This window comes from Corynebacterium tapiri (assembly GCF_006334925.1).
Classification (GTDB): domain Bacteria; phylum Actinomycetota; class Actinomycetes; order Mycobacteriales; family Mycobacteriaceae; genus Corynebacterium; species Corynebacterium tapiri.
Genome location: NZ_VDHJ01000022.1, coordinates 1 through 11,062 on the forward strand (window position 1 = coordinate 1; position 11,062 = coordinate 11,062).

Sequence of the window (11,062 nt, forward strand, 5' to 3'; positions counted from 1 at the left end):
CCAGCGTTCATCCTGAGCCAGGATCAAACTCTCCACAAAAATAAGGGCAGAGCCCAATACCCAGCAAAAACTGCTAGCACCACGATGATTCCGAAAAACAAAAAAGATTACTTCCCGCCTAGCAGACGGAACACCATGATCAACAAAAACCACCCACCACCCACACGCAAAAACATGAGATGGTGAAACGACCAGGAAGCAACCAGTATGAATGAAAAATATCAACATGCCGGCCCACCCATTGACGGGGTACAAAACAGGCCAGCACATCCATACTTGTGCACATCACCACAAAAACATGATGATGCTGTTATTGGCACACTATTGAGTTCTCACACAACACACGCACACCACCCACATGAACCACAACCAGTGACCCATCGAATGGAAGCTTGGAAGATATTAAACGCCAAACGCTCGTTTTCCTAATCCGCCTCACACTCACCACACTGTTTAACACTGTGGTGCAGGGCGCTGTCGGTCGCGCTGACCCGGATTAAGTTACGCACCACCCCAACAAAACACAAATCCCCAGCACAAAGGGCTATTTCTGGCTGGGGCCGTTCGTCGATACCGCAGCCTCTAGTGCCTGCGAGAACCGCGCCACTGCCTCAGAGCACTCCGCTTCTGTGATGATCAACGGCGGAGTTAGGCGCAGCACCTGCCCGGACGTTGCGTTCAGAATCAGCCCGTGTTCGTAACCGGCAGCAACTACCTCCCGTGCGATCGCCTCGTCTAAGACCACCCCAAGCATGAGGCCGCGGCCTCTCACCTCAGCAACCCCATCAAGCTTCTCGATTCCACTACGCAAGATGTCTCCAGCCGTACGCACATGCTCTAGCAGTGCGTCGTTAACCTCGCCGAGAACCGCACACGCTGCAGCGCATGCAATCGGATTGCCTCCGAACGTCGTCCCGTGTGCTCCGACCGTAAACAGCGAGGCCCGCTCGGTCACCGTGATGCAAGCGCCAATGGGCAGTCCTCCGCCCAAGCCCTTAGCCAGGGTGATCACATCGGGAGTTATGTCCTCGGACTGGAAAGCCCACAGATCACCGGTGCGCCCGATTCCTGTCTGCACTTCGTCAACGATCAGCAGCGCACCTATGTCGTCGCAAAGCTCACGTACGTGGGCGAGGAACCCTGACGGTGCCGGGATCACGCCCGTTTCTCCTTGGATTGGTTCCAGCATGATGGCGGCAACGGACTCCGGATCCAGCGCCACCAGAGATCGGAGGTAGTCGATGTCTCCCAGCGGAAAGAACTCAACTCCACCGGGGAGAGGCTCAAAGGGAGCACGCTTTGAGGGCTGACCCGTCAGTGCCAGAGCACCCATTGTTCGGCCATGGAAGCCATGTTGTGCGCAGAGCACTCGTTGCCTTCCGGTTAGTCGTGCCAACTTGAATGCAGCCTCGTTGGCCTCAGTGCCGGAATTGCACAGGAAGACCCGGGCGGTGTCTTTGACCGATGCGTCGTAGTCCGCCAGACGCTCGATCAGCTTTCCGGCGAGGTCCGCAGCTGGGCGAGAAGCAAAAAGGTTGGAGACGTGCCCCAGGGTGTTCACCTGGTGAGAGACGGCCTCGACCACCGCGGGGTGAGCGTGTCCGAGGGAGTTGACGGCGATGCCTGCCAAGAGATCCAGATACTCATGCCCCTGCGCATCGGTAACTACGCAGCCTTGGCCGCTCACGAGCTCGAGCGGTGGTGTGGGGTAGGTCGGCGCAAGGTTATTGACCCAGTGGTCGATTCCCGTTTGATTGCTCATGAGAGGTCGTCCTTTCTAAAGACTGTCCCCATGGGGTAGTCGGATCTTTTGTAGTTGTCGGGCAAGACCATCGTTCCGATTCCGCCCATGGTGAGCAGCTCGAGCAGCACGCTATGGGCAATGCGGCCGTCAATCACATGCGCGGCGTTGACTCCCCCGGTAACCGCCTGCAGGCAGGCCTCCATCTTGGGAATCATGCCTGCATCGAGCTTGGGCAAAAGCCGTTCTAGTTCCTTGGCCTCGATCTTGGACACCAACGATTCGTGGTTGGGCCAATCCGTGTACAGGCCTTCAACGTTGGTGAGCATTACTAGTCGTTCTGCGCCCAGGCCAGCGGCGATAGCGGAGGCAGCCGAGTCGGCGTTGATGTTGTACACCTGGCCGTCCTCATCTGGGGCGATGCCGCAAATAACGGGGATGCGACCGGCGTCGATAAGCGACTCCACAGAGGCGGGATTGACGTCCACAATGGAGCCCACCAGCCCCACATCCTGCGGCAATCCATCCACATCGACGAAGCGACGACGGGCTTTGAACAGATTCGCGTCCTCTCCGGAGCACCCCACCGCGAAAGGGCCGTAGGAATTGATCAGGCCGACGAGTTCGCGGCCGACTTGCCCCAGCAGCACCATGCGGACGACATCCATAACCTCGGGAGTGGTCACGCGAAAACCGCCCTTGAACTCCCCCTCGATGCCCAAGCGCTGGAGCATGTGGGTGATCTGTGGCCCTCCGCCATGCACGACGACAGGTTTGGCGCCAACGGTGCGCAAGAAAACCATGTCTGCCGCGAATGCAGCCTTCAATTGGTCGTCCACCATGGCGTTTCCGCCGTACTTAACCACGACTATTTTGTCGCGGTAGTGCTGCAACCAAGGCAGCGCCTCCGCTAGCACATGGGCTCTGTCTTCGCTGGTGAGGTCGATATGCGAGGCGAAGTTCGGGGTTCTCTGAGTCATCTTTGGGCCGCCTTAAGTGCTGTACTCGGAGTTGATCTCAACGTAGGCGTAGGACAAGTCTGTGGTGCGCACGAATGCCTCACCTGTGCTGCCGGTCCCCAAATCGACCTCGACCGCTATGTCCGGGGCACTCAGGTCCACCTCCCGGGCACCGGCCGCACCGGTAGAGCGCTCGCACACCGTGTGCCCGTTGAAGGCGACCCCAATGCCCTGCGGATTCATCGTCACTGGCGCCATGCCTACTGCTGCGACGACTCGCCCCCAATTGGGGTCGGATCCGAACAGGGCGGTTTTGACCAGGTTGTCGCGTCCGACGACGCGCGCTGCCTCGAGTGCCTCGGCATCGGAGAGTGCTCCGCGCACGCGAATTGTTACGCGCTTGGTCACTCCCTCCGCATCCGCCTGCATCTGATTGGCAAGATCGTCGCAGGCAGATAGAACGGCGTTGTTGAGCTCGCTTTGCGACGGTTCAATTCCGCTCGCACCTGAAGCCATCAGCACCACCGTGTCATTGGTGGAGGTGGAGCCGTCAATATCCAGGGTGTTGAAAGTAGGAGCAACTGCCTGATCGAGCGCCTGCTGGAGCATGTCCGGGGTGGCCTTTGCGTCGGTGGTCAGTACGACGAGCATGGTGGCCAAGGAGGGGGCCATCATCCCCACGCCCTTGCCCATGCCACCCACGACAAAGCCATTGCCCACCGCCACGGTTGTCTTGGGAACCGTGTCGGTGGTCATGATTGCGGCGGCGGCCTGGTCGGCAGCGGTTGATTCCCCTGCTTGGTCATCCTGCAGCCGTGCGCACAGGTGGTGAATTCCGGCAGACACCACATCCATGGGAAGTTGCTCACCGATGAGCCCGGTGGAGCATACGAGCACATCGCTGTTGTCAACGCCCAATCCCTGGGCGAGATCACGAGCCATTGCGTTCGCGTTGGTCCTACCCTGCTCGCCCGTGCATGCGTTGGCGTTTCCAGAGTTGATCACCACCGCACGCGCTTGCCCGTTAGCCACGGATTCCTGGCTAACCAGCACTGGCGCGGCCTTAATCTGATTGCAGGTGAACACCGCAGCGCAGCTGAAGTCTGGCCCGAGATTCACTACTGCAGCCAGATCAGGCTTGCCCGAAGTCTTAATGCCGGCGGTACATGCTGCGGTCCGGAAGCCTTGCGCGGCAAGGACCCCTGCGTGGTGCGTAAAAGAGGCGTCGTTAGTCATAGAAGTGCTTTCGGTTTGGGTCATTCACTGGGGCTTAGGGGGCAAGGCCAACCAGGGGAAGCCCCGCAGCTTCGTCGAATCCACGCACAAGGTTCATGCATTGCACGGCGGCTCCGGCAGTTCCCTTGGTGAGGTTGTCGATGGCGGAGGTCATCACCACGGTGCCGGCAGTTTCATCGAGTTCAACCTGCACGTGACAAAGGTTTGACCCCAGTACGTGCTGGGTTTGGGGCTGCTGGCCGAGTGGCAAGAGGGCAACAAAGGTTTCGCTCGCGTATGCGCGTTTGTAGGCCCTTCGCACGTCCTCGGCACCGGTTCCAGGCTTCACCGGCGCTGAGGCAACGGTGAGGATTCCGCGCGGCATAGGCGCTAGCACCGGGGTGAAGTTGATGCTTACTGAATCTTTGGTGAAAGCCTGAAGGTTTTGCTTGATCTCCGGTGTGTGGCGGTGTTGACCTGCCACGCTGTAGGCCTTGGCGTTGGACATCGTTTCTGCTCCCAGCAGGGAGACTTGTGCTTTCTTACCTGCGCCCGAAACCCCAGTCACCGAGGTGATGGTGAGGTGAGGCTCCACGAGACCAGCCTGGACCGCGGGCAGCGTGGCCAGCGTGGCGCCTGTGGGAAAGCAACCGGGGATCGCCACACGTGTGCTGGTGGCGATCCGCTCGCGGTTGCCGGGCATCTCAGGCAAGCCATAGGGCCACGTGCCTGCGTGCTCGCTCTGGTAGTACTTCTGCCATTGCTCGGCCGACTCAAGCCGAAAGTCGGCGGCGCAGTCCACAATGGTCGTGGACGCGTCGAGCTGCTGCGCCAGCTCAGCCGAGTGCCCGTGTGGGAGCGCCAGGAATACCACATCGTGTCCCTGCAATACATCGAGGCTCGTTGGTTCGAGGACGCGCTCAGCCAAGGGTTTAAGGTGCGGCATGAGTTCGCCGACGGTGGCGCCAGCAGAGGACCCCGCGGTCAGCGCACCAATTCGCAGCTCGCCTCGCACGTAGGCGGGGTGGGAAAGAAGCAGGCGCAAGATCTCGCCGCCTGCGTAGCCCGATGCTCCGGCAACTGCGATTGAGGTAACCATGCACACGCATAGTACATGATATGCGCGTCGTTGCAGTTTATACGGTTTCAAAACTGCTGGATCATGGCTAAATGCAAGCGACTGAGAATAAGTAGAAGTGAATATTTTCCGACCGCACGCACAAGAAAACCGCCCATCTAGCGATGGGCGGTGTGCTGGTTCGGTCAGGAAAGTACGAACTACTTGCCTTCGTCCCCCACGAGCCGTTCTACCTGTGCACCCAGGCGATTGAGGTTCTCCACAAAACGCGGGTAGCCACGATCGATGTGGTACACGTCGTGCACAATCGTCTCCCCGTCGGCCACCAGGCCAGCCAGAACAAGACCAGCACCGGCGCGGATGTCCGAGCTCCACACATCGGTCGAGGAAAGCTGCTCGATTCCACGCAGCACCACGTGATGGCCATCAACCGATGCGTCCGCCCCCAAACGCTGCAGCTCATCCACGAAACGGAAGCGAGATTCAAACACGTTCTCAGTAATCACGCTGGTTCCCTCCGCGATCGTGGCGATGCCGATCGCCATGGGCTGCAGATCCGTTGGGAAGCCCGGGAAGGGAAGGGTCTGGTAATCCACGGCAGTCGGGCGACGATCCATGCGCACGCGGAAGCCCGAGTCGTAGGTCTCGATCTCTGCACCGGCCAGACGCAGCTTCTGCAGGGCCAGATGCAGATGCTTGGGAGCAATGCCGCCGACGGTAATGTCACCCTGCGTCATCGCTGCCGCATATGCCCAGGTTCCAGCCACGATGCGGTCGCCGATCACCTCATGTTCGGTCGGCTTCAGCGATTCAACACCGTCGATGGTGATGGTGGAGGTACCGGCGCCGTCGATACGCGCGCCCATGGAGATCAGCATCTCGCACAGGTCGACAATCTCCGGCTCCCGAGCAGCGTTGTCCAGCACAGTCTGACCCTTGGCCAAGACCGCGGCGGTGAGGATGTTTTCCGTCGCGCCCACCGAGGGGAATTCCAGATTGATGTGTGCTCCCCGCAGCTCGGAGGCCTCGGCCACCACGGCTCCGTGCTTGATGTGCGTGGTGGCGCCCATCTTTTCTAGTCCGGACTGATGCATGTCCAAGGGGCGAGAACCAATGGCGTCACCGCCCGGCAATGCGACGACGGCGCGGCCACAGCGGGCAGTCAGCGGTCCCAGCACTGCAACGGAGGCGCGGAATTGGCGCACCGCGTCAAAGTCTGCATCCGACTTCACCTCGGCTGGCGTGGTGATGCGCACCGTGGAACCGTCGATCTCCACTGAACACCCAAGGCCTTCGAGGACCTTGCGCATCAGCGGGACGTCGAGGATTTCGGGGCAGTTTGTCAGCGTGGTCGTGCCCTCCGCCAGCAGGCTTGCCGCCATGAGCTTGAGGACGCTGTTCTTCGCGCCATCGACCTTCACCACACCGGAAAGTCGGGCACCGCCAGTTACTCGAAATCTATCCTTCACGCTCTACACAGTAACGGCTATCAGGGCAGAGCGCCGATGCGCCTAGCCGCATTGACTGCCTCGTATCGCGTATGCGCACCCAACTTGCGCATGACGGACCGAAGATAGGACTTGACCGTCTCTGCCCCGATGCCCATTTCCTCGGCCGCCTCAACGTTGGTGTGCCCTAGAGCAACACAGGAGAGCACGTCGAGTTCGCGCGCGGAGAGCTTGGTGGACTGTTTGACGCGCACGGGCGAAACCATCTGGTCGCACAGTGCCTCGAGCTCGCGGCGAACGGAGTCGTCCTCCACTCGGTTGGCCAGCATGCGCAGCTTGGAGTGAGTGGAGCGGATCTGCTCCCATTCCGCACCGTTGATAGCCCGATTGGACTTTGCACCGTGCGGTTGATCCGTGCGTCGCAAAGCGGAGTTGACCGCCAGGTCCTGCTCCAGAGTGCGGGCCGTCAAGGTCACTTCTTCAATGATCTTCTCCCCCAGGCGAACCGGAGAGTGCACACCCACGTAGATGATGCCGCGGATTTCCCGGGCAACGATGACGGGAACCGCCACGATGGAGTGCAGCGACTCATCTTGCACGGCCTTATCGTGCTCATGGGTAATGATGTTTGCTCGGGTGTAATCGGACACACCTACAGGTCGGCGAGTGGACATCACTCGGCCACTTACCCCCACGCCCGGATCAATGACGAGGTTTTGCAGCGCCGGAGTACGCAGACCCACCCACTGGGTGATCTGAATGCGATTGTCCGCAAGCACCGTCCCGTACATGGTGACCGGGATGCTGGTGGAGGTTTTTAGCGAGGTCAAGGCCCCGCGGATCGCCTCTTCATCTTCCTTATTGCGCTGGACGTCCATCTCTACATTCCTGCCGACTTACCCCATATTGGTGCACCCACAAAAGCTGAGTGCAGGCTGTGAATTTCACACTTCCGGTAACTGTACTCCAGCCCCGGGGGTAACCAAAAACCACCCCGCTGCACCCACAAACCGGAACGCCCCGCCCCGACCAAAACGGCACAGTCTATTTAGGCCAGACAGGTTAGTCTATGGTCGACGTGTACACTTGAGTCTTGAACTAAATTTCGACTTCGAAAGGATCCCCCGTGGCCAAGGTCTACGACAACATTCTCGAGCTCGTCGGCGGCACCCCGCTGGTTAAGCTCAACGGCGCTACCAAGGACGTTAACGCAAACATTCTGGGCAAGCTGGAGTTTTATAACCCGGCGAACTCGGTCAAGGACCGCATCGGCCGCGCAATCGTCAACGCCGCTGAGGAGTCCGGCCAGCTCAAGCCTGGCGGCACCATCGTTGAAGCCACCTCGGGCAACACAGGCATTGCCCTCGCGTTGGTCGGCGCTGCCCGTGGTTACAACGTCGTGCTGACCATGCCCGAGACCATGTCCAACGAGCGCCGCGTGCTGCTGCGCGCCTACGGTGCAGAAATCATCCTCACCCCGGGAGCCGCCGGCATGCAGGGTGCGGTGGACAAGGCCAACGAGATCGTCGCCGAGCGTGAGAACGCCATCCTCGCCTCCCAGTTTGCTAACCCGGCCAACCCCAAGGTGCACTACGAGACCACCGGCCCGGAGATCTGGAACGATACCGACGGCAAGGTGGACATCCTGGTCGCTGGCGTGGGCACGGGCGGCACCATCTCCGGTGCGGGCAAGTACCTCAAGGAGAAGAACCCGGATCTTAAGACCGTGGCCGTCGAGCCCGCCGCATCCCCGCTGCTGAGCACCGGCCAGGCCGGCCCGCACAAGATTCAGGGCCTGGGCGCGAACTTCATCCCGGAAACCCTGGATCGCTCCATCGTGGATGAGATCATCACCGTCTCCAACGAGGACGCAATTGCCACCTCCCGCAAGCTCGCCGTTGAGGACGGCATCCTGGGTGGCATCTCCACTGGCGCCAACCTGAAGGCTGCCCTCGAGGTCGCCGCGCGCCCCGAGAACGAGGGCAAGACCATCGTCTTCATCGTCTGCGACTTCGGCGAGCGCTACGTGTCCTCCGTCCTCTACGAGGACATCCGCGACTAGTAACCAACTGGCTTTGGGCGCTCGCTTGTCGACGTCTGACCTGCCCACTCGATGTTAGGATGTGCGCCCATGACGGTGTGGAAAACAATTCGCGAGGATCTAGCGAATGCCCGCGCTCACGACCCCGCAGCGCGCGGGGACGTAGAGAACGCCCTGGTGTACTCGGGACTGCACGCTATTTGGATTCATCGTGTGTGTCACCGAATGTGGACCAAGGGCTACAAGGGCCCGGCCCGGATTCTGGCGCAAGTGAATCGATTCCTCACCGGGATTGAGATTCACCCCGGCGCCACGATCGGCCGTCGGTTCTTCATCGATCACGGTATGGGCATCGTGATCGGGGAAACCGCCGAGATTGGTGACGACGTCATGCTGTACCACGGAGTCACCCTCGGCGGCCAGGTGCTCACCCAGACCAAGCGCCACCCCACCCTGGAGGACGGGGTGACCGTGGGCGCCGGCGCGAAGGTGCTGGGCCCGGTCACTATCGGAGCTCGCTCAGCGATCGGAGCAAATGCGGTGGTGACCAAGGACATCAGCCCGGACTGCATCGCTACCGGCGTTCCCGCCAAGTGCCGCCCGCGCAAGAAGGGCGAGACCGTTAAGTTGGTCGACCCGGACTTCTACGTGATTTAGCCCAGCATCGCAACGGGCCCTTCCAGTGGAAGGGCCCGTTTTTAGTGCTCTGAGTAGTTACACGATGAGGTCGCGGTAGTCCTCGTTCTTGCTCACGAAGCGCTCTACGGCAGAGCAGGACGCCTTTGCGCGCAAGCCCGCCTCGCGGGTGCCGTCGAGGGCGGCTGCAATCAACGGGCTGGACAAACCCTGCCCCCGAAACTGCGGATCGACGACGGTGTGGCTGAAGTCTCGTACCCCGTCGCGCTCCACGTACTCGGCGAATCCGGCTTCCTGGCCGCCTACCTCGATGACGTAACGAGACTGGCTGGGGTCATGGCGTACTGTGCGTGCTTCAGACATAGGACAAGTCTACGCGGGAACCTTATCGGTGATCAGGCGCTCGAGCTGGCGATCATAATCTGGGATGAACTGAGGGTCGTCGTGACGCCTCGACCACACCCAGGCCCTCCATGCCACGTAGGCAAACGCGCCGTACATGATCACCGCGACCACGACGATCTTAACGACATCCCAGTCGCGCACCATAACCGTATAGTTCCACGCGAAGTGAATCAGGAACCCAAAGGCCCACGCTCCGGCGACGATTCCCACGCGCCAGGCAAAGCTGCGCCGAATGGTGAAGAATGCCCACCCCAGTGCCCAGCCGGCGATACCAGCCAAGACGGCATGTAGCAGCACACCGGCGACCATGCGCAGTGCCCAAGATTCCAGCATGCCGTGCATGTCGGAGTACGGGTCGGTGTCGCCTCCCATGGCTCCGTATCCGAGGTTCTCGGCGGTCTCGAACCCAAGGCCCACGAGGAAACCGGTTGCTAGGCCATGCCACGGACGGGTCAGTCCAGAAAACGACGCCAGAATGAGGCCCGTGCCCAGCAGCTTGCCCAATTCCTCGTTATAGGCTCCTCCCCAAGATGCGATAGCTTCCTCCCACCCATGATCGGTAGCAAGGCTCGTTGCCCACACACCTGTCATTGCAATGAGCATGCCCGCTCCCCCGCCCCAAAGGAGGCAGGTCGCTACCCAGCGAGCGGTACGAACGTGCTTGGGCCACCACGGAGTTCGGCTAATGAGCCATACCCCCACCGCGGTGTATATCACGGTAAAGAGCAGACCAAGCGAGGCAGTCGCCACGTCTTGGCTGAATCCGAAAGCCAGAACTACCAGGTTTATAAGAACTCCGATAATCACCGGTATCGCAATGGTAAGTCGAAACACTGCATTCATTACTCAGCCAACTCCTTTGGCAGCTCGTCCTGGGTAGCAGCGCGCCAAATCTCGCTGACGAGCTCTTTTTGTTTCTCCCCCAGGTGCGGGGCACCACTGTCATCCGGGTAGGTCGAAATGTACAAAGTCCCATCGGGGTGCGGGACCGCGAGGGCGATCGTGGAGGATCCCTCATCCATAAGCAGGCGCGAGTCCCCGGAGCGGATGACCTCTCCTGTGTCTCCATAGTCGACGATAGAGTTAAGACCGTCGGCCATACGACGCAATGCCTTGTCCGGGTCGTCGGTTGCGTCTGCAATGGACGAGTCGACTTCTACGCCGTCGCAGCGGTAGCCCCAGCTGGAGGTCACGTCCCCGTTGAACTCACACGTCAGACCCGGCACCTCGACGGGTTGAGTAGATACCTCTTGGAAACGCACTGCCTTAACGTCCGGACCAGGGCCGGGCGCAACCTGTTGAATCACCCAAGGCAGCAGAAGTAGCGACACGATGGGAACGACCAAAGCGAGCCACACAAAGCCAGTTCTGCGGATATTACCGCGTCGATTTACTGGAATAGACATGTATTCCAGAGTATGAATTCGCGACTAATACCAGCAAGCCAATCCACTAAGGGTTAAGTAGCAGAAAGTGTGTCTGATCCTCCGCGTTCACCCTGATAGGACCGTATAAATCGCCCAGATATAAGGCCCTAGA

The 11,062-nt window shown here is 60.2% G+C and carries 12 protein-coding genes; 2 read left to right on the forward strand and 10 right to left on the reverse strand.

The window, feature by feature from the left end:
- The 7 genes from FHE74_RS10730 to ramA all read right to left on the reverse strand — a co-directional run.
- On the reverse strand, nucleotides 1-228 hold a 228-nt coding region (locus FHE74_RS10730; protein ID WP_218973325.1), incomplete at its 3' end, for a hypothetical protein.
- A 316-nt stretch (nucleotides 229-544) separates the two neighbouring features.
- Entirely contained in the window at nucleotides 545-1,762 is a 1,218-nt protein-coding gene (locus tag FHE74_RS10380) for an acetylornithine transaminase (RefSeq protein ID WP_139466444.1), read from the reverse strand.
- On the reverse strand, nucleotides 1,759-2,721 hold the full coding sequence (argB, locus tag FHE74_RS10385; protein ID WP_139466445.1) for an acetylglutamate kinase: 963 nt from the start codon (nucleotides 2,719-2,721) through the stop codon (nucleotides 1,759-1,761). The genes FHE74_RS10380 and argB overlap by 4 nt, the downstream gene beginning before the upstream one ends.
- A 12-nt stretch (nucleotides 2,722-2,733) precedes the next feature.
- Complete coding sequence (gene argJ / locus FHE74_RS10390) at nucleotides 2,734-3,936, reverse strand: bifunctional glutamate N-acetyltransferase/amino-acid acetyltransferase ArgJ (RefSeq protein ID WP_139466446.1); 1,203 nt, start codon at nucleotides 3,934-3,936, stop codon at nucleotides 2,734-2,736.
- A 34-nt stretch (nucleotides 3,937-3,970) separates the two neighbouring features.
- Nucleotides 3,971-5,014: an N-acetyl-gamma-glutamyl-phosphate reductase gene (gene argC / locus FHE74_RS10395; RefSeq protein WP_139466447.1), complete on the reverse strand. Its 1,044-nt coding sequence runs from the start codon at nucleotides 5,012-5,014 to the stop codon at nucleotides 3,971-3,973.
- A gap of 179 nt (nucleotides 5,015-5,193) precedes the next feature.
- Nucleotides 5,194-6,462 carry a UDP-N-acetylglucosamine 1-carboxyvinyltransferase gene (gene murA, locus FHE74_RS10400; protein ID WP_139466448.1) on the reverse strand — a complete coding sequence of 423 codons (1,269 nt, stop codon included), beginning with the start codon at nucleotides 6,460-6,462 and terminating at the stop codon, nucleotides 5,194-5,196.
- A gap of 20 nt (nucleotides 6,463-6,482) precedes the next feature.
- The gene (ramA, locus tag FHE74_RS10405; RefSeq protein ID WP_139466449.1) at nucleotides 6,483-7,319 is read right to left on the reverse strand and encodes an acetate metabolism transcriptional regulator RamA; all 837 of its coding nucleotides are present in this window, start codon (nucleotides 7,317-7,319) and stop codon (nucleotides 6,483-6,485) included.
- 248 nt (nucleotides 7,320-7,567) lie between these two features.
- On the opposite strand from ramA, the gene cysK reads away from it, so the two are divergent.
- Together cysK and epsC are read left to right on the forward strand one after the other, a co-directional pair.
- Entirely contained in the window at nucleotides 7,568-8,503 is a 936-nt protein-coding gene (cysK, locus tag FHE74_RS10410) for a cysteine synthase A (protein ID WP_139466450.1), read from the forward strand.
- 69 nt (nucleotides 8,504-8,572) lie between these two features.
- On the forward strand, nucleotides 8,573-9,139 hold the full coding sequence (gene epsC, locus FHE74_RS10415; protein WP_139466451.1) for a serine O-acetyltransferase EpsC: 567 nt from the start codon (nucleotides 8,573-8,575) through the stop codon (nucleotides 9,137-9,139).
- Between the two features lie 57 nt (nucleotides 9,140-9,196).
- Here epsC and FHE74_RS10420 read toward each other — a convergent pair whose 3' ends face one another.
- The 3 genes from FHE74_RS10420 to FHE74_RS10430 are packed head-to-tail and all read right to left on the reverse strand — an operon-like array spanning nucleotide 9,197 to nucleotide 10,929.
- Entirely contained in the window at nucleotides 9,197-9,481 is a 285-nt protein-coding gene (locus FHE74_RS10420; RefSeq protein ID WP_139466452.1) for a GNAT family N-acetyltransferase, read from the reverse strand.
- Between the two features lie 9 nt (nucleotides 9,482-9,490).
- Nucleotides 9,491-10,366: a PrsW family intramembrane metalloprotease gene (locus FHE74_RS10425; RefSeq protein WP_139466453.1), complete on the reverse strand. Its 876-nt coding sequence runs from the start codon at nucleotides 10,364-10,366 to the stop codon at nucleotides 9,491-9,493.
- Nucleotides 10,366-10,929, reverse strand: coding sequence for a hypothetical protein (locus tag FHE74_RS10430; protein WP_139466454.1), 564 nt, complete (start codon nucleotides 10,927-10,929; stop codon nucleotides 10,366-10,368). Before FHE74_RS10430 ends, FHE74_RS10425 begins: the two co-directional genes overlap by 1 nt.
- Between the last annotated feature and the right edge of the window lie 133 nt (nucleotides 10,930-11,062).

Coding starts and splice junctions, on each gene's coding strand:
- FHE74_RS10380 (WP_139466444.1), bottom strand. CDS start 1,762: ATGAGCAATCAAACGGGAATCGACCACTGGGTCAATAACCTTGCGCCG.
- argB (WP_139466445.1), bottom strand. CDS start 2,721: ATGACTCAGAGAACCCCGAACTTCGCCTCGCATATCGACCTCACCAGC.
- argJ (WP_139466446.1), bottom strand. CDS start 3,936: ATGACTAACGACGCCTCTTTTACGCACCACGCAGGGGTCCTTGCCGCG.
- argC (WP_139466447.1), bottom strand. CDS start 5,014: ATGGTTACCTCAATCGCAGTTGCCGGAGCATCGGGCTACGCAGGCGGC.
- ramA (WP_139466449.1), bottom strand. CDS start 7,319: ATGGACGTCCAGCGCAATAAGGAAGATGAAGAGGCGATCCGCGGGGCC.
- epsC (WP_139466451.1), top strand. CDS start 8,573: ATGACGGTGTGGAAAACAATTCGCGAGGATCTAGCGAATGCCCGCGCT.
- FHE74_RS10420 (WP_139466452.1), bottom strand. CDS start 9,481: ATGTCTGAAGCACGCACAGTACGCCATGACCCCAGCCAGTCTCGTTAC.
- FHE74_RS10425 (WP_139466453.1), bottom strand. CDS start 10,366: ATGAATGCAGTGTTTCGACTTACCATTGCGATACCGGTGATTATCGGA.
- FHE74_RS10430 (WP_139466454.1), bottom strand. CDS start 10,929: ATGTCTATTCCAGTAAATCGACGCGGTAATATCCGCAGAACTGGCTTT.